General features: G+C 63.2%; 17 protein-coding genes and 3 pseudogenes. 10 read left to right on the top strand and 10 right to left on the bottom strand.

What is annotated here, in order from left to right:
• The first annotated feature begins 4 nt into the window (after positions 1–4).
• The 5 genes from E8F12_RS06030 to E8F12_RS06010 all read left to right on the top strand — a co-directional run bounded on the left by E8F12_RS06030 (position 5) and on the right by E8F12_RS06010 (position 5190).
• Positions 5–1375 (top strand): FAD-dependent oxidoreductase, encoded by a 1371-nt coding sequence (locus E8F12_RS06030; protein ID WP_280324370.1) that lies wholly within the window; start codon positions 5–7, stop codon positions 1373–1375.
• Positions 1376–1447: 72 nt separating this feature from the next.
• Positions 1448–2164, top strand: coding sequence for a hypothetical protein (locus tag E8F12_RS06025; protein ID WP_280324369.1), 717 nt, complete (start codon positions 1448–1450; stop codon positions 2162–2164).
• A gap of 174 nt (positions 2165–2338) precedes the next feature.
• Positions 2339–3832, top strand: a complete 1494-nt coding sequence (locus E8F12_RS06020; protein WP_280324368.1) for an FAD-dependent oxidoreductase — start codon at positions 2339–2341, stop codon at positions 3830–3832.
• A gap of 9 nt (positions 3833–3841) precedes the next feature.
• Positions 3842–4498 (top strand): c-type cytochrome, encoded by a 657-nt coding sequence (locus tag E8F12_RS06015; protein WP_280324367.1) that lies wholly within the window; start codon positions 3842–3844, stop codon positions 4496–4498.
• Between the two features lie 35 nt (positions 4499–4533).
• Positions 4534–5190, top strand: a complete 657-nt coding sequence (locus tag E8F12_RS06010; protein WP_280324366.1) for a hypothetical protein — start codon at positions 4534–4536, stop codon at positions 5188–5190.
• A gap of 359 nt (positions 5191–5549) precedes the next feature.
• Here the strand turns inward: E8F12_RS06010 and E8F12_RS06005 are convergent, their stop codons facing one another.
• The 8 genes and pseudogenes from E8F12_RS06005 to E8F12_RS05975 all read right to left on the bottom strand — a co-directional run bounded on the left by E8F12_RS06005 (position 5550) and on the right by E8F12_RS05975 (position 11861).
• Positions 5550–6227: a c-type cytochrome gene (locus tag E8F12_RS06005; protein ID WP_280324365.1), complete on the bottom strand. Its 678-nt coding sequence runs from the start codon at positions 6225–6227 to the stop codon at positions 5550–5552.
• Positions 6227–7714 (bottom strand): FAD-dependent oxidoreductase, encoded by a 1488-nt coding sequence (locus E8F12_RS06000; protein ID WP_280324399.1) that lies wholly within the window; start codon positions 7712–7714, stop codon positions 6227–6229. The genes E8F12_RS06005 and E8F12_RS06000 overlap by 1 nt, the downstream gene beginning before the upstream one ends.
• 157 nt (positions 7715–7871) lie before the next feature.
• A pseudogene (locus E8F12_RS29925) lies at positions 7872–7979 on the bottom strand (phosphate ABC transporter substrate-binding protein); the annotation flags it as partial.
• A 61-nt stretch (positions 7980–8040) separates the two neighbouring features.
• Positions 8041–9174, bottom strand: coding sequence for an extracellular solute-binding protein (locus E8F12_RS05995; protein WP_280324364.1), 1134 nt, complete (start codon positions 9172–9174; stop codon positions 8041–8043).
• 218 nt (positions 9175–9392) lie between these two features.
• Complete coding sequence (locus E8F12_RS05990) at positions 9393–10097, bottom strand: TetR/AcrR family transcriptional regulator (RefSeq protein WP_280324363.1); 705 nt, start codon at positions 10095–10097, stop codon at positions 9393–9395.
• 158 nt (positions 10098–10255) lie between these two features.
• Positions 10256–10552, bottom strand: a complete 297-nt coding sequence (locus E8F12_RS05985; protein ID WP_280324362.1) for an EthD family reductase — start codon at positions 10550–10552, stop codon at positions 10256–10258.
• Positions 10553–10596: 44 nt separating this feature from the next.
• Positions 10597–11013, bottom strand: coding sequence for a RidA family protein (locus E8F12_RS05980; protein ID WP_280324361.1), 417 nt, complete (start codon positions 11011–11013; stop codon positions 10597–10599).
• A gap of 14 nt (positions 11014–11027) precedes the next feature.
• Positions 11028–11861, bottom strand: a complete 834-nt coding sequence (locus E8F12_RS05975) for a phytanoyl-CoA dioxygenase family protein (RefSeq protein WP_280324360.1) — start codon at positions 11859–11861, stop codon at positions 11028–11030.
• A gap of 341 nt (positions 11862–12202) precedes the next feature.
• Between E8F12_RS05975 and E8F12_RS05970 the strand changes: the two are divergent.
• Positions 12203–12346, top strand: a pseudogene (locus E8F12_RS05970) (acyl-CoA dehydrogenase); the annotation flags it as partial.
• Here the strand turns inward: E8F12_RS05970 and E8F12_RS05965 are convergent.
• Positions 12337–12557, bottom strand: a pseudogene (locus E8F12_RS05965) (NmrA family transcriptional regulator); the annotation flags it as partial. The pseudogenes E8F12_RS05970 and E8F12_RS05965 sit on opposite strands and share 10 nt — an antisense overlap.
• A gap of 7 nt (positions 12558–12564) precedes the next feature.
• Complete coding sequence (locus E8F12_RS05960) at positions 12565–13437, bottom strand: LysR substrate-binding domain-containing protein (RefSeq protein ID WP_280324359.1); 873 nt, start codon at positions 13435–13437, stop codon at positions 12565–12567.
• A 133-nt stretch (positions 13438–13570) separates the two neighbouring features.
• Between E8F12_RS05960 and E8F12_RS05955 the strand changes: the two genes are divergently transcribed.
• Genes E8F12_RS05955 through E8F12_RS05940 form a run of 4 tightly spaced genes read left to right on the top strand, consistent with a single transcriptional unit; the run spans position 13571 to position 17803 of the window.
• Positions 13571–14629, top strand: coding sequence for an agmatine deiminase family protein (locus E8F12_RS05955; protein ID WP_280324358.1), 1059 nt, complete (start codon positions 13571–13573; stop codon positions 14627–14629).
• Entirely contained in the window at positions 14626–15534 is a 909-nt protein-coding gene (gene aguB / locus E8F12_RS05950) for an N-carbamoylputrescine amidase (protein ID WP_280324357.1), read from the top strand. Before E8F12_RS05955 ends, aguB begins: the two co-directional genes overlap by 4 nt.
• Positions 15535–15536: 2 nt before the next feature.
• Complete coding sequence (locus E8F12_RS05945) at positions 15537–16640, top strand: extracellular solute-binding protein (protein ID WP_280324356.1); 1104 nt, start codon at positions 15537–15539, stop codon at positions 16638–16640.
• 38 nt (positions 16641–16678) lie between these two features.
• Positions 16679–17803, top strand: coding sequence for an agmatine deiminase family protein (locus E8F12_RS05940; RefSeq protein ID WP_280324355.1), 1125 nt, complete (start codon positions 16679–16681; stop codon positions 17801–17803).
• The last annotated feature ends 206 nt before the right edge of the window (positions 17804–18009 follow it).

Raw genomic sequence — 18009 nt, 5'->3', positions numbered from 1 at the left:
CTTCATGTCAGCAACTCGTCGAGACGCGGAAAACAAGACCAGCCGTGGAGTCGGGAACTTTCGTCGACTCGGTGGGTGGGTGGAGAGGCCGGCTGACATGCAGCCAGAGCTGGAGGGCGATGTCAGCACCGATGTGATCGTGGTCGGCGCTGGCTTTGCTGGACTGTCTACTGCATTGGAGCTGACTGCTCTCGGTGCGAAGGTCATCGTCCTCGAGCAAGAATTTGCCGGCTTCGGCGCGAGTGGGCGCAATGCGGGCTATCTCGGTGGCAGCCTGGGAATCGAGTTCGAGTTCTTCGTCAACCGCGTCGGCATTGAGCAGGCGCGGAAGATCGTCAGCTTCTATGACGAGGGGGTTACCTACGTAGAACGCAGGCTCGACGAGCTCGGCATCGACTGCGACTACAACCGATCAGGAAATATTCGCGTCGGCGTTCATCCCTCTCAGGAAAAGAAAATGCGCAAGGCCATGGAGCTTGGTCTGGAGCTCGGCTCCACGACGCAGTTCCTGGACCATGCCGACATGCGCGCGCGCGGTATCCCGCCAGCCTTCCTGTTCGGTTATGCCCAGCAGCATGGCGGCACCCTGGACCCCGGCAAGTACGTGATGGGGCTGCGGCGCGCGGCGCTCCGGGCCGGTGTGAAGCTCTACGAGAACACGCCGCTGCTGTCCTACAGCGAAGGTCCGACCATCAGGTGTGCGACCAGGCGGGGCACCGCGAGCGCGCCCTATGTTGTGTTAGCCACAAACGCCTACACCCCGCAGCTCGGCCTTCTAAGGGACAAGGTGGTACCGCTACGGGTCTCGGCGATCGAGACGGAACCCCTGTCGGCAGCGCAACTGACCTCGCTGGGCTGGTCGGGCAGGGAAGGCTTGATCACCTCGCACTGGACGATGGAGAGCCATCGTCTGACCGCTCGCAACACGCTGGTCATCACAACGAAACGGCTCGGTTATGCGTATGGCTCGCAAACCCCGAATGTGCCGGATGAAGTCGCTTATCGAGAGTTGGCGGTGGCGCTGAACGATCGCTTCCCAACCTTGCGCGGCCTCGGCATCCAGTCGAGTTGGAGCGGGTACGTCAGCATGGCTTATGACGCGCTGCCGGTTGTTGGTGAGACCGGCGCCCAGAAGAACGTCATTTATACCGCCGGGTGTTCCGGGCACGGCGTCGCCACCCAATCGTTGATGGGCTACCTGCTCGCCGAGCGAATTGGCGGTGTCGAGCATCCTCTGCTGGCCGCGTTGCGCCACAAGACGCCCTCGACCCTCCCTGAGCCCTTGCAGTGGTGCGCCGTCAAGCTGGCGCTGGGGGCGGCGAACCTGATGGACAACTGGGTGAATCGTAAGGTGCAGGGCGGCGCCGCTAACTGACCGAGAACCGGAACTGACGTCGCGGGAATATCCGCACAGTTCCGAACACAACATTTCTGCTTGCGCGGAGCGATGATGAATAACAACTCAAAAGAGGCAGTGCGCGTCACCGCCTGGACCGCGATTCTGGGCGGCATCTTTGCCTACCTGAATGTCGGCTTCATGCTGATGGTCACCCAGGGTGATATGACCGTTTCACTGGACGGTGCGGCGATGCTGGCGTTCCCGGCAGAGATTCGAGAGTTTTTCCGGCTGTCCATGCTCGCCGACATTCTCGGTTTCTATCTGCCGGTGCTGGTGATCGGCGGCTACCTCTGGAGTGTCTTTCGTGAAGAGGCGGGCACCCTTGGGGATATCGCTGTGCTCGCCATCGCCCTCTACGTGGCCCTGGGTGTCATCGGCGCAGCCCTGCAACTTTCCGTGCTGAACCCGCTGGCCGACGCTCATGCGGCGGGTGGTGAAGCCGCGAAGGCGGCGGAAGTCATCTGGACCAGCATCGCTGTCGGCAGCCAGCAAGGCCTGTGGTGGTGCGAGGGGCCCGTGGTGCTGTTCTGGGGCCTGGTGGTCGGTGGCCATCTCAAGCGCGCGGGCTGGGGCCGGTCGGTGCTGCTGCCCCTCAGCGTCGTCGGCTGGTGCTTCGGACTGTTCTTCCTGGCCGGCTTCTTCCCGCAGCTGACCGGACTCTCGGCGGCCCTTCTGGTCCTGGTCGTCCTGATCTTCCCGATGTGGATGATCCTGTTCGGCACGCAGTTGCTGCGCCGATCGACCTTCATCCTCGCCACAGGGTGAACCCCAGGGCCAGGCCCCGAGGTTCGTTGAATTCCAATAAGCACATCGATCGCCGGGACGCCCCGGTGAATCTCGCGGCATGCCATCGCCGGCCATTTTTGGCTGTTCGCTGCCGTCTTTCCCATGCCGTAACAAGAACGACGACTTCAATAAAAAATACGTGAGGCTACGAGTATGGCGAACAAGCCCAACTCAAATTCTTCTCTCGATCTCAAGCGACGGCAGTTGCTGAAGCTGGCGGGTGCCACTGCAGCGATTGGTGGGTTCGGCCTGACCACGGGGCTGGCGCATGCCAGCGAGACGTCAGGTGACGCGATGGTGTCGACCGTGCAGGACGACGTGCTGGATGTCGTCATTATCGGTGCGGGGCTGGCCGGTCTGACCGCCGCCCGTGACCTGCAACTGGCCGGCAACCAGTCCTTCCTGGTTCTGGAAGCGCGGGATCGAGTAGGGGGGCGTACCCTCAATTACGAGGTGAATGGTTACGTCTCGGAAGTTGGTGGTCAGTGGATCGGGCCTGGTCAGACCGCCGTTGAAGACCTCGCGCGTCAGCTGGAGGTTGGCACCTTCCCGACGTTCTACGATGGACGCACGGTCGTCATCGGCGGTGACGGTCGGCTGGAAGTCGATTTTCAAGGAACCTTCGGCACCGACATGACCGTGGCTGGCAAGCTGAGCGAGATGTCTCGCGAAGTCCCCTCGGGGGCCCCCTGGAAATCCCCCAGGGCTGCTGAGCTGGACAAGCTCTCGGTCGGAGACTGGTTGGCCCAGCAAAACATCAAGCCGGAGGATCGGTCTGGCTGGGATGCCAGCATGACGCTGACTGGTGGCGTCACCCCGGCCAAAATGGGGCTGCTGCATTTCCTGTCCATGATCAATTCGGCCGGTTGCGACTACGAAAAACTCGACTCGATCAAGGACAGCGCGCAAGGCACGCGTTTCGTTGGCGGCTCGCAGATCCTCAGCATCAAGATGGCCGAGCAATTGGGCGATAAGCTGCGTTTGCAGTGCCCGGTGCGGAAGATTTCCGACTGGGATCGCGAGGTCGTGACCCTGCACACGGACCAGGGGGCAATTCGCGCGCGTAAGGTCATCGTGGCCATCCATCCGGCCCTGTGCAACCAGGTGCAGTTCGAGCCGGCCCTGCCGGCGGCGCGTGCAGCACTGCAACGTGCCTGGCCCGCACATTCGCCGGCACGCAAGATGGCCATGGTGTATTCCCGGCCGTTCTGGCGCGACAAGGGCCTGAACGGACACATCATGATGCTTGACGGCTCCGTGATCTGGGCCTGGGACAACTCGCCGCCCAATGGCGAGATCGGCATCATCAATGCCTTCCTCTCCAACGCCAATCTGCCTTCGGACCCGGAAACGGCCAAGCGCACGCTGACGGAAATCTTCGCCAAGGCGTGGGGCGACGAGGCGCTGCATCCCGTGGCGTACCACGACCAGGACTGGGCGCGTGACGATCCCTGGACGCTTACCTGCGTATCGGCCATCCCGCCGGGCTTCTGGACCACCCATGGCGAGGCGCTGCGACCACCCTGCGGCAATCTGATCTGGTCCGGTACCGAGACCGCTGACATCTGGGCCGGCTACATGGATGGCGCTGTGCGTTCGGGCCACCAGAGTGCCTTGCAGGCGCTCAACGCCCTGCGTCGGGTATAGGAGAAGAAGATGAAGAAGTTGATAGCGCTGGCTGTAGTCGTGGTCCTTGCTGGGCTGCTGGCTTTCTACGGCCGTGATGCCCTCGATCTCTATCGTCTGATGGACCACATCAGCACTTCCACAGAGGCCAAGGAAGCCGACGGCGGCCCATGGCCACGACTGAGCGATGCCTGTGTAGGTTGTCATGGTGTTCAAGGCAAGTCGCAGCATCAGGGGTATCCCAGCCTGGCTGGTCAACCTGCTACCTACCTGGCCAACCAACTGCGTAACTTCGCCAGTGGCGCGCGGGCCAATCCGAACATGGGGCCGCTGGCTATGACCCTGAGCGAGGCCGACGTCCAGCAGTTGGCGGCGTACTTCGCCAAGCAGTCGGCTGCGCAAAACAGCTCCTTCAAGGCTGATCCCGTGCTGCGGGAGAAGGGGCAGAAGCTGGTGTTGAACGGAGGCTGCGCGGCGTGTCACGGTGAAGGACTGATGGGGCGCGACCAGTTCCCGCGGTTGGCCGGACAGGGGCATGACTACCTGCTGGCCCAACTGAATGCCTTTGCGGAAGGGAGGCGCAAGGATTCGACGGGCGCGATGACAGCCATCGTCTCGACCTTGTCCGCGGATGATCGTCAGGCACTTTCCCACTATCTCGCGGCGTTGGCCCCTGCAGCGAAGTGACTTTTTAAGTTCGGTATTTGATCGAGACTATTGCGATGGAAATCAAAGAGCTTCTAGGTGTTCTCTCGTGCCTGCTGTTAGTACTTTCCGGTGTGACTTTCGGCATCAAATTTCTTAAGAAGCGGAATTATCTGCTCGGTTTCGAGTGGCTGATCGTTGCCTTCTCCGGATCGAATCTTCTTATCTACCTCTTCACCGAATGGAAGGTTAACTACAGCATCTCGTTCTTTCTCGATGCTTTCTCCCGTGGTTTCGGTATTCCGATTGTCGCCACGCTTGGTCTGATGGCGGTCACTCATAATTACAAGCCATCGCCTCTCAAGGATGTCATGATATTCGCAGCGTCCTTCGCCGCCACATTCGTGCTTGTCCTGGCTGACTTCGTTCGCGAGCCGCTGCCGTACTTCTACGTGCTCATGTGGTCGTGCTACACGGTCTATCTCGCCTATTTCACCTGGCGGCTTATACGTGTCGGCGAGGGCCTGCACGCCATGGCTACGGCGGTGGGGGCCGCGGCCGCCCTGGCTGTGGCGATCGTCTATGACCTTTTCCCGATCCCGGGCGACGATGACAAGATGCTGTTCATGATCTTCGCTCTGACCACTTGGTCTTACACGATGATCCAGCTGTTTTACGCCTACGGCGCGCTGGGGCGTTCTCGGGAGCAGGGCGCGCTGCTGGCGGCGCGTTGAAGACTGTTTATTGCTTTGTCCACGGCCCCTAAGCCCGTGACCTTTGCCGCCCCTTGTGGGCGGCTTTTTTATGAGCGGGCGAAACATGCCCTGACCACGTTCTTTTGTAGGTTGGTGCGGGCGGCGTTCCGCTAGAGCGAAGCGAAACCCAACGAGCGGGGCAGCGGGAGACGGCCAGCAATGTTGGGCCCCACTGCGCTAGGCAACAACCTACGTGAGCAGCACGTGAGACGGGCGGGCGGCGTTCCGCGAGCGAAGCGAAACCATGCTGGTTTCAGCGTGGCGGAGCGTTTCAAAGGGGAGCGTGGAGGAGGGGGTGAAGGCGAGCGTCCCTGCCCGCCAGTGGTGGGGGCTTCGGGTTACCGGGTGGCCTTGGCTTGCGCCGGTGCCAATCCGGCGAGGTAATGAGCGGTGGCCTTGAGTTCGTCATCCGTGAGTGTGCTGACCATGGCGTTCATGGCCTGGGTGGGGTCCTGACGCTGGCCCTGCTTGAAGGCCTTCAACTGGTCCAGCAGGTAGCCCTCGCCCTGGCCTGCGATTCGCGGACCGAGGGGACCGCCAGAGAGGTTCTCGCCGTGGCAGGCGATGCATCCCCTGGCGGCGACAGTCGCCTGGCCGGTCTGCGTCAGGGCGTTGCCCCGCTCGGGAACCTCAGTCGTGTCCGCTGCCTGGCGGGAGAAGTAGTCCGCCAGGGCCTTGATCTGCTTATCACTCAAGTTCGCCGCCAGTGGGCCCATCTGCGCGCTGTGGCGGCGACCCTGGGCGAAGGCGTGCAGCTGGGCTTCGATATAAGGGGCTGGCTGGCCTGCAAGGGCCGCGTACTGCCCATCGCGGGGCTGCCCGTTGACACCATGGCAGAGCGCGCAGGAATCCTGGATCTGCGGCCAGGCGCCGCCGTTGGCCTCGTAGCCGGCGTAGTAGCGGTCGAGGGCATCCATGAAGCGATAGCCCGCCAACAGTTCAGGTCCGACCACCGCTGCCGCCGCTGTGAGACCCGCCGCTACGGTTGCGGCGCCGATCAGAAATGCTCGTTTCATCATGCTCCCCTCCCAGCTTTTGCCAGCGCCTGGAGTGCCTCCAGCGCGGCCCGGTGACCGGAGCGCACCGCGCCGTCCATGCTACTGGCCCAGATATCGGCCGTTTCGGTGCCGGACCAGATCAGGCGGCCCACTGGGGGGGTAAGGTATTGGCCCCATTTCGTCAGGAAGCCAGGCGGAATCGAGGCGACGCAGGTCAGGGTCCAGGGATCGACCTTGCCCCAGTCGTGGTCGTGGAACTGGGTGGGCTGTAGCGCTTCCGTACCCAGGACCTGCGCATAGATGGCGGAAAGGGTGCTTTCCGCGCGCTGGGCGTCGTGGGGTAGCTGGGCGGTCCTGACGAAGGCGCTGAGGACGCCAACGCTGCCATCGGGTGGCGAGTTGTCGTAGGAGAGGATCAGCGGCCCGTCGGCCTGGGTGATCTGCCCGTTCAAGCCCTGTTCGCGCCAGAACGGGCGCTTGTAGACATGCACGGTCTTGCGCATGGGGGCGTGGGACGGCCAGAGGCGTTGCAGCTGCGCGCGCCCATCGGGAAGCGGCGGGTCGAATACGATCTGATTGCACAGTGCCGGGTGAAGGGCTGCGATGATCTGCCGGGTACGAAGGATGCCCTGGTCGGTGTGGAGTTCGACGACATCGCGGTCCCAGCCAACGATTCGGCGCACGGGGCACGACAGCCTGAGCTTGTCGCCCAAAGCTTCTGCCATTCGCGTGCAGAGGACCTGAGAACCGCTGACGAAGCGGGTTTCCTGGGCGCCGCCCTTGAACCCTTCTAACTTCTCCATGCTGCAGTCGGCGGAATTGACGAGCGATAGGTAATGCAATAGCGCCAGGTTCGAGGGAGGCGTGCCGGTGGTCAGTCCGATGGAGGCATCGAAGCTGAGCCGCTGCTCGTTGCTGATTCCTTTTTGCGCCAGCCATTGCCCCACCGAGAGCTTGTCGATGGCAGCCGCATTCGTCGCTGTCCAGGGAGCCTTGCTGGGAACACCCCGCGCCAGTCGATTGAGCTCTTCCACGATCGGTGAACTGGCGCTCTGGCCGCTGGAGAGGTCTTCCTCGTACTTGGCGCCACCCACCAGATAAACGTTCTTACCCTGGTAATAGGTGGGGAAGGTGTCCACCTCCAGCTCGCGGGCCAGGTCGAAGATGGCGGTCTGGCCCGGGCCGATCCATTGGCCACCGGCTTCGGAGATGACGCCGTTGCCCAGGTCGTGGTTGTACGTGCGTCCACCCACCCGATCTCTTGCTTCCAGCACGGCGAAGGATTCGCAGCCCGCGCGTTGCAAGTCTCGCGCCGCCGTCAGGCCTGCCAACCCTGCGCCGATGATGACAACGTCGAGAACCGCATCCTGTCCCGCCCGCAGTACCTGGGCCGTGGCTCGTCCGCTGAGCGCTATCCCTCCGACCAGGGTCGCGCTTCCTATCGCCTGCAGGAGCAGGCGCCGTTGGCGCGCCGACAACGACAACTCATTGCTATCTGAATCCATCTTCGCCTCGGTCAATTCTGTTGTTTTAATTAAAATAACCATAGTTACGTAAAATAACTCACAACAGGTACGGTGCAAAGGGAAGAATGGCAGGACGTGTGAAGGGCAGGGGGGCCACGCCAGGCGCATGCCTTGGCGTGGTGGCTTGTGGACGAGGCTAGGGCAAGCTGAAGAGCACTTTCACCTTGTCGGTGACGGCCTTGTCGACGTATCCGATGGTATTTGCGCCCGCGGCGACTGGCGCGACCACTGCGGCGTCATCGGCGAAGTAGTGCAGCGCTTAGCTCAGAGGCGCGTTGTTCAGGGACTCCGTCTATGGGGCGCGTTTACGTGGGGTCGCGCCCATCCAGATGCGACCAGGCCGCATCGACTGCTCGCTTCTGCGAGTCGCTCAACCGTTCCAGGAAGAACAGGCGTCTTCTTTCCTCCTGGCTCGGTAGGGTGATCTCCGGCAATAGGCGCCGGTTGCGCTCCCGGGTCAGGTCGAGGCTGGGGGTGAAGTGCGTGGCCCTGGCGTTGCGTGCCGCATTTCCGGGTTGCAGCATGTAGTCGATGAAGCGGTAGGCCAGTGCCTTGCTGGGGGCATTGATTGGAATGGCGAGGCTATCGATGAACATCAGCCCGCCCTCCTGCGGAATGTGGAATCGGAGTTCGCCTTTCTGGTTGGCCATGGAGGCTATGCCATTCCAGGTGATGGCCGCGCATATCCGACCTTCGGCAAGCTGGCTCACCAGATCGGCGAAGCTGGCCGGGCCCAAGGGAATACCCAGGTCGCTGATCTCGCGAGTGGCCTTCTCGATGCCTCGTGCGCTCTGGCTGCGGAGGTTCTTCCCGCGGTAGTTGAGGTATAGAGAAAGGGTCTGCTCCGGTTCGTTGTGCAGGACAGCGCCACAGGATTTCAACCTGTTGGCGCTGGCGGGGTCGAACAGGAGGCTCCAACTGTTAGCCACCGGCGCCTGCAATGCCCGAGCGGCCGCCCGTTCATGGATGACGAGTCCGGCAATACCCCACATGTAGGGCGCGACGTAGCGATCGGCTCGGTTCTTCGAGGAGAGCTTGGCGAGCAATTCGTCGCTCACCTCGGCCCGATTCGGCAACTTCGTCCGGTCCAGTTCAAGCAGTTGATGCGCCTTGATCAATCGCTCAAGCTGGAAGTCGGTGGGGACGATGACGTCGAAGCGCTTGCCAGACACCAGGTCCGCCTCCAGTTCGGCCGCCGTTGCGAACTGGCTGTACTCCACCTTGATGCCGGTATCCCGTTCGAAATCACGGAGGACTTCCGGGTCGATGTACTCAGCCCAGTTGTGCACCCGTACGACGTCCGCCGCGCTTGCCTGTACCGCCATGAGCGTCAACCAGATACTCATCAGCAGCCTGATGCAGGCTGGCCTTCCCCAATGGCCGCAACGAGGGGGGGTTGCCCCCTTTGACAGCGATAGTTCCTTGGTTCCCAGGTCCATCCTCGCCCTCACCACATGGTTGTGTTTTATTTATTATTTCATGTGTTATGCAAAATACATGAGTTTCGATTTCGTGCAAAGAAAAAAGCTGCGGGCGCGTGCAGGCAACCGGGGGCACTCGGTCGCGAGGCGTATTGAAGAGGGGGAGGAGGGGGGGGAAATGGGAGAGGGGAGAGGCTGAGCAGACGGACCCGGCGCGGGGCCCGTCGGTGTGCGGATTACTGTGCGGCGGCCTTGGCCTTGGACGGGCGCTTGGTGGCCTTGGGAGGGGAAATCAGGGTGATCAGCGCATTGAGCAGGGCCTGGCCGCGTTCCGCGCTGAAACGCTCTGGTTCGATCGGTAGCATCATCAGCCAGCCGTCGCTGATGGCGCTGACCTGGTCGGCCAGCAGATCGGCGGGGATATCGTCGCGGATCTTGCCTTGGTTCTGTCCCTCTTCCAGCACCGAGGTGAACACTTGGCGGAAGCGTGTGTAGCGCTGCTTGATGATCCCGGCGAAAGCCGGCTCGTGACGGGCGTGGGTCAGCAGTTGCAGCCAGGCCAGCCAGTTGTCCGGCTCGTCGGAACTGATCCATTCCAGCCATTGCTCGATAAGCGACTTGATATCGAGCTGTTCGCGATTGATTTCCAGTAGCGCGTCCACCCTGTCGAACAGGTTTTGCGCCACGGCGCCCACCATTTCTTCCTTGTTAGCGAAGTAGTAGGTCACGGCGCCGGTCGTGCATCCGGCATGTTGCGCTACCCGGCGCATCGAGGCCCCGGCGTAGCCTTCCTGTGCAATCACCGCGATCGCGGCCGCCAGCAGTTCGGCCCGCTTGGCGTTGTGGTCGCCGACAGGCCGGCCCCGGCGCGCGACGGGTTCGGACTCGCTTTCACTCGTGCGTTGGGATACGGGTTGAGGGCGGGCTTTGGCGTCGGACATGGGGGCTCTGGAAGGTCGTCAGGTCAGTTTGAAGAGTCGCTGCCCGGCTGCAGCGACTGGTTGGTGCGAGGCCCAGCATAGGGAAATTATTGGAATAAAGCACTCCGGGGGCGCAGGGGTGACCGCCGATGCATCGGGTCACCCTGGCGATGGCCGCCTCAGTCGTTGGCGCGGAAGATCACCGGTGTGATGTTGGTGAACTTGGCAACATCACCGAGCACTTCCAGCGTCTTCGGCGAGGTGAGGGCTGCATCGATTGCCGCCTGGTCGACGAATCGCAGGATCACCATCCCGGCCAGGGGCTGCGCGCCTGAAGCCGGGAAAAGGACTTCTGCCGATTGCAGGCCGAACTCGCCCCAAGCGGCTTGTGCCAGAGGCAGGTGGGCTGACAGGTAGTAGTCCCGGTCGAAGGTAGAGTCGGTGGTCAGGGGGTAGCTCACGGTCAGGGTGGCCATGGAAAGTCCTTATGCGGGTTGTTAGGAACGTTTTAGGGGAATGGTCAGGCGTTTCCGCAACCTGCCACAGCCACCGCGCGGATCTCCAGGCGCAGCCCGGGCAGGGCCAGTTGCGAGATGCCTACTGCGGTCCAGGAGGGATAGCGATCGGGGAAGTACTGGTCCTTGACCTGCGCGAAAGCCTGCATATCACCCTGCAGCTCGGTATGGAAGGTCATCAGCTCGACCACATCGGCCAGTGTTGCGCCGGCCGCTTCGAGCACATTCCTCAAGCCCTGGAAGGCGAGATGCGCCTGCTCTTCGACATCCTTGCCCGGCGTCATGGTGGCGTCGATTCCGACTTGGCCGGATACCCAGATCATGTCGCCCACGCGGGTGGCCTGGGAGAAGTGGAAGTTGTCGTAGAACACCTGGGTCGGAGGCGGATTGATGGACTGTCGCTTCAGGTTCTGGGCATTCATCGGCGGCGCTCCTTTCATACGAGTTGGCGGAAGGTCGGGTGGCGGAAGGGTTCGCCGGCGCTCAGGGTCGACAGCTGCTCCGTGAACAGGACGCCTTGTCTCGGGTAGCCCGAATCGCTGTGCTCCGGTAGCGGTTGGAAGGTGGCGTCGTCGCCGAAGAAGCGGAAGACGAAGGTGTGACGATCCGGAAAATCCGCGTCGACCGGCGCGCCACCGTGGAGCGAGCCGGGGTGCAGCAGCACCACGTCCCCGGGCTCGGTGGCCCAGGAGAGAATTTCGTAGGCGTCAGGGTTCAGCCGGCGCTCGGCTTCGACATCCGGGAGTCGGGGCAGGGCGCCGCCGCCATGCAGGGGCTGGGTCGGATCGTTGGGGTCGCGGAAAGTGGTGCCGTCGTAGCGGGTGCCGCGATGGGAGCCGCGGATGATCTCCAGCGCATTCTTCCGGGGAACGGACTCGAAGCTGATCCAGGCGTTGCCCCAGTGGTTGCCGGCCCAGGGCAGGTAGGACGTGTCTTGGTGCCAGAGTGTGCGGGAGCCGTGTCCACCGGCCTTGAGGAACACCTCCTCAGCGAAGTACCAGACATTCTCCGAACCCCAGAGGTCGGCAAACAGCTGGCCGAACGGCAGGGACGAAACCAAGTCATCGAGCCGCTCCTTCGCAAGCGGATTGGCGTTGTCGACGTGGGATTGCTGCTCGGTTCCATTGAACATCCGGGTAGCGTGGGGACCGTGGTTCTCCACGGCCCAGTCGAAAGCCGCTCGGCAACGGGCCAGTTGCTCCTGGTCCAGCAGCCCCTTGATCAGGACCGCCCCGTCTTCCCGAAACGCCGTGCGCAGTGCGTCGTTCATGGTGCTGTCTCCTCTGAGGGTTTCTCTCGGATGCCGGGGAGACTAGCAGCGTGAATTAATTAACGCAACATGTGTTATGTTAAAGCTTAAGAACGAATCAGACGCCCCCTGGAGTGGCACGGATTCTGTAGTTTCCGGCTTGGGAGTTGGTGTAGCGCATGACTGATGGCGTCGGACTGATCAAGGCCAACGTGTCTCCATTGCTTACGTATTGGTGTCGCGTCACACCATCGTGACTTGCAGCATTTTCGCCGACGGGGCCCAGTCGGTTATGTCTGTGGTCCGTTTGCGTTTCATTTGAACTTGGGAAACCACGCCCTGAGGACGTGGTTTCCCAAGTTCAAATGAAGGACGAAGGCACCGCGGCGGCGGAGATCACCGCGATCATGAAGCGCAACGCCTGCGGCAAGGCCCTGGATATCGCCCGCATGGCCCGCGACATGCTGGGCGGCAACGGCATCTCCGACGAGTTCGGCGTGGCGCGCAGGATGGAATAGGGAACGCAGGATTCCTTGATCAGCTTCTCCTGGGCCATCTTGGCCCGGAAGTAGCCGCTCTCCAGCATCCGCTCGGTGCCCACCACTGAGAAGACGACGTGGTGCTTCACCCCGGCGGCCTTTTCCGCGGCGGCAAGGTGGCGTGCGATTTCTCGAAGAAGTCCAGCACGGCGGCGTCTTCGAACGACGGCGAGTTGGCCGAAGGTTCAGCTGTGCTGATCCATCGCCGAGAAGCGTTCCAGCAGCCAGTCGCAAAAGCTGCGGGTGAGCGGGTCGTCCTGGCTGTCGCGGTGCACCAGCCAGCTCCAGTTCGGCCCGCGCACTCGTTGTTCCGCCATCGGCACCAGCAGGCCCTGGCCATGGGCGCGGCCCGCCAGCAATTGGCTGACCAGGGCGATGCCCAGTCCCTGGCTGGCGGCATCCAGCAGCAGGCCGGGGTCGGAAAAATTCAGGCCTTGGCTCTGCTGGCCGACATCTATACCGCCCTGTACCTGCCAGTGGCTCCAGTCCATCTCGCGTTCGCCGTGCAGGGTGGTTCGTGCGCTGGCCTCCTGCTCGAGCACGCTCCGGTGGCAGGCGGGGTAGAGGCGATCCTCCAGCAGTACGCGAAAGCTGCATTCGGCCTGGGCGCTGAGGTCGTCGCGCACGGCGATGTCGATGGTCTGGGTCGCCATGTCCGGCGCCTCATCGGTGGTCAGCAGCCACAGATCGACCTGCGGATGCCGCCTGTGGAAGTCCGCCAGGTGCGGCACCAGCCAGTGGCGGGCGAAGGCCGGGGTGGTGTTGACCACCAGTTGGTTCGGTTTGCGGTATTGCTCCAGGCGGCGGATGCCCACGGCCAGTTGCTGCAACAGCGACTGGGTGGTGCTGAGCAGGTCGAAACCGGCGTCGGTCAGCGCCACGCTGCGGCCGTTGCGGAAGAACAGCGGCTGTTCGAGAAAGCTTTCCAGGCTGCGGATCTGCTGGCTGATGGCCGACTGGGTGAGATGCAGCTCTTCGGCCGCCTTGTGGAAGCTGCCCAGGCGGGCGGCGGCTTCGAAGCCGCGCAGGGCGTTCAGCGGTGGCCAGTGTTTCAGCATGATTGATAAGTCTGCCTAATCAGAAGTCCGCAAAATCTATCGTTTGTTGGCATGTATTTACAGGCCTAGCATGCACGTCACGACCGGGGCCTCGGTTATCAGTGATAACAAAATCTTAACTGAAGGCATTTTTATGCAGATCAATGATGCGCAGAACGGCTGGCTCATGCCCGCCGAGTGGGCCCCGCACGCCGCCACCTGGATGGCCTTTCCGCACAACCAGGCACTCTGGGAAACCGGTTGGGGCGTGACCCTGGCCGACGTGCAGGTGGACTTCGCCCGCGTGGCCAATGCCATCGCCCGCTTCGAACCGGTGAAAATTGTCGTCGACTCCTCGGCGGCGGCACGGGCCAGAGAGCTCTGCGGGCCGAACATCGAGTTGGTCGAACTGGCGATCAACGATAGCTGGTGCCGCGATTCCGGCCCGAGCTTCGTCTGCCATCCGCGCCTCGGCACAGCCGGCGTCAACTGGCGCTTCAATGCCTGGGGCGGCAAGTCCGCCTTCGACCTGGACGAGAGCCTGGCGCGGCGCATCCTCAACGGCCTTGGCCTGGAGTGCTTCGATACCGTGCTGACCAACGAGGGCGGCGCCATCCACGTGGATGGCGAAGGCACACTGATCACCACCGAATCGGTGCTGCTCAACGGCAACCGCAACCCCGGCATGAGCAAGGCCGAGATGGAGGAGATCTTCTCGCGCCTGCTGGGCGTGAAGAAGACCATCTGGCTGCCGGGCGATCCGGACCATGTCACCGGCGACATGACCGACGGCCACGTCGATGGCGTGTGCGCCTTCGCCAGGCCTGGCGCATTGCTGGTGGACGCCACCCGTGACCAGTCCTCGGTATACGCCGAAGTGGTGCGCGAGAACCGTCGTGCCCTGGAACTCTCCACCGATGCCCAGGGGCGGCGCTTCGAGATGCTGGAGCTGTTCGAGGCCAGCGAAGCGGTGGACCAGGACGCCGAGGTGTTCTGCGCGTCCTACACCAACTTCTACATTGCCAATGGCGCCATCATCATGCCGGCCTATGGCATTGCCGCCGACGCCGAGGCGGCGGCGACCCTGCGCCTGGCCTTCCCGGGACGGGAAGTGGTGCCCGTGCAGATCAACCACCTGGCCCATGGCGGCGGCGGCGTGCACTGCATCACCCAGCAACAGCCGGCCTGGCCGCTGAACGGGGTGAAGCCATGAGCCTGCTGACCGTCGCCACCACCCAGTTCGCCTGCAGCTGGGACCTGGAGAGCAACCTCGACGAGGCCGAGCGTCTGGTGCGCGAGGCCGCCGCAAAGGGCGCGCAACTGATCCTGCTGCAAGAGCTGTTCGCCACCCCGTACTTCTGCATCGAGCAGGACCATAAGCACCTGGCGCTGGCCGAGGAGTATGGCCGCAGCGCCGTGCTCAAGCGCTTCGCCGACCTCGCCCGGGAGCTGGGAGTGGTGCTGCCGCTGAGCTGGTTCGAGCGTGCCGGGAATGCGTTCTTCAACTCGCTGGCGGTGGCCGATGCCGACGGCCGCCTGCTCGGTGTGTACCGCAAGACCCACATCCCCAACGCCATCGGTTACCAGGAGAAGGAGTACTTCAGCCCTGGCGATACCGGTTTCCGAGTCTGGGATACCGCCTTCGGGCGAATCGGCGTCGGCATCTGCTGGGACCAGTGGTTCCCCGAGACGGCCCGTTGCCTGGCGCTGATGGGGGCCGAGGTGCTGCTCTATCCGACTGCCATCGGTTCCGAGCCGGGCGCCGACGGGCTGGATTCGCGCGATCACTGGCAACTGGCCCAGCGTGGCCATGCCGCCGCCAACATCCTGCCGGTGATCGCCGCCAACCGCGTCGGCGAAGAGGTGGCGACCACCGACCCCAATCTGCGGATGCGCTTCTACGGCTCGTCCTTCATCACCGACCACAAGGGCAAGCTGCTGGCTGAAGCCGACCGCGACAGCAGCGGTGTGCTGGTGCAGCGGCTCGACCTCGCCGCCATGGCCGAGGAGCGCCTGAACTGGGGCATCTACCGTGATCGCCGCCCGGAAATGTATGGCCCGCTGCTGGGCCTGGACGGTCGCCAGACCCACGAACGCTGGCAGCGCCAGGGAGCCTGAAGATGAACGCCATGAAAAAACTCTTGGTCCTTGCCCTGGGCCTTGGCCTTGGCTGCGCGCAATTGGCCGCCCAGGCCGAGGACAAGGTCCTGCGCCTGTACAACTGGGCGGACTACTTCGCCCCGGACACCCTCGACGCCTTCACCCGCGAGACCGGCATCCAGGTCATCTACGACGTGATGGACAGCAGCGAGACGCTGGAGGCGAAGATGATGTCCGGCCATAGCGGCTATGACCTGATCTTCCCCGGCGATACCGTGGCCGAACGCCTGATGCGCGCCGGCGCCCTGCAGAAGCTGGACAAGGGCAAGCTCGAACACCTGGAGGAAATCGAGCCGGGCCTGCGTACGTTGCAGGCCCGCTACCCGTACTCGCGCCACGCCACCGTGCCCTATACCTGGGGCACCATCGGCCTGACCTACAACCAGGCGCTGATCGAGCAGCGCCTGGCCGACGCGCCGGTGAACAGCCTGGACCTGATCTTCAAGCCCGAGCTGGCGGCGAAATTCGCCGACTGCGGCATCTCGATGATCGATTCGCCCGATGAAGTGCTGGCCGTGGTGCTCAATTACCTCGGCCATGACCCGCGCAGCAGCAAGCCGCAGGAACTGGCCGAGGCGGTGACGCTACTCAAGGCGATCAAGCCGTACATCCGCAAGTTCCAGTCGCAGCCGGTCACCCAGCTGGTCAACGGGGACATCTGCCTGTCCCTCGGCTACAGCGGCGACATGACCCAGGCGCAGCGCGCGGCGGACGAGGCGGGCAAGGCCACGCGCTTCCAGTACCGCATCCCGCGGGAGGGCACCACGGTGTGGATGGACACCATGGCCATCCCGGCCGATGCCCGGCACCCGGAATTTGCCTATGCGCTGATCAACTTCATCATGCGCCCGGAAAACATGGCGGCGATCAGCAACGCCACCGGCTATCCCACCTCTAGCGCCAAGGCCAGGCCAATGGTCGCTGCCGACATGCGCAACAACCCGGATATCTACGTCGACGAGGCCACCTACGCGCGGCTGATCCCCGGCAAGGACGTCCCGCAACGGGACATGCGGGCGCGAATGCGCGCGTGGACCACCTTCAAGACGGCTATCCATGACTGATACCAGGCTCCGCCTACCTACCCAGCAGAGGACGCACCATGTCTACACGTCGTGACTTCATCAAGCAGCTGATGGCGGCCAGCGGTATCGGCGCTGTCGCTTCCCTTGGCCTGGGCCTGGGCGCCGCGCGCGTACCCGCCGCCCTGGCCGGCAGCTGGTACATGCCGGACGAACACGGCCTACAGGAGCGAGTGATCCTGGCCTTCGCCGCCTCGTCGCGCGTCTGGGAGGACTGGGCGGGTGCGGTGAACGACACCATCGCGCTGCTGGCCAGGACCATCGCCAACTATCAGCCGGTCACCGTGCTGTGCCGGGCCAACCAGCTGTCCGCGGCCAGGAGCAAATGCGGCACCAGCAACGTCGAGTTCCTTGCCCTGCCGCTGGATGACGTCTGGGTACGCGACTACGGCGGCTGCTTCGTGGTCGACGGGGCGGGCGGCCTGGGCCTGGTGGACTTCAACTTCAACGGCTGGGGCAACAAGCAGACCTCGGCCAACGACACGCGAGTGGCCGGCACCCTGAGCTACGAGATGGAGTCCGACTACATCCGCAGCGCGCTGGTGGGCGAGGGCGGCGGCATCGAGGTGGACGGCCATGGCACCGCGATCATCACCGAGAGCTGCTGGGTCAACGGCAACCGCAACCCCGGCATGGGCAAGGCGCAAATCGAAGCCGAGCTGAAGGCCAACCTCGGCCTGCGCAAGATCATCTGGCTTCCCGGCATCAAGGACAAGGACATCACCGATGCCCACGTCGACTTCTACGCGCGCTTCGTCAAGCCGGGCGTGGTGATCGCCAACCTGGACAACGATCCCAAGTCCTACGACTACGCCGTGACGCGCAAGCACCTGGAAATTCTCAACGCCGCCACCGATGCCGACGGGCGCAAACTGGAAGTCCACACCCTGCCGCCGCCCCTGAAGGTACGCAGCAACCAGTACACCCGTGACAACCCGGACTTCGCCCCCGGCTACATCAATTACCTGCCGATCAACGGTGCCGTGATCGCCCCGCAGTTCGGCGACGCGGCGGCGGACAAGTACTGCAAGGACCTGCTCACCAAACTCTATCCGGGGCGAGTGGTGGTGCAGGTGAACATCGACCCGATCGCCGCCGGTGGTGGCGGCATTCATTGCGTCACCAAGAATCTTCCGCTCGTTTGAAGTTCCCGGCCTTGTCCCGGCCGCTTCTGGCCTAGCGGATCTCTTGAAGATCCGCTTCTGGCCGATTCTGTTGAAAAAGTAGCTGCCATCCCATGAGACCGCTTGCGACTGTGCGGCCTGACAGGCGCCATTGACGAAGTCCGATGTTGAACCTGTCGGGGCTTGCTTGATTTGGCGCCGATAACGCCAATGCGCTGCCGATGCCC

It is taken from the genome of Pseudomonas sp. BN102, assembly GCF_029871245.1.
Taxonomy (GTDB): Bacteria; Pseudomonadota; Gammaproteobacteria; order Pseudomonadales; family Pseudomonadaceae; genus Metapseudomonas.
The sequence above is the reverse complement of the archived record's forward strand: the minus strand, read 5'-3'. Positions and strand labels throughout refer to the sequence as shown.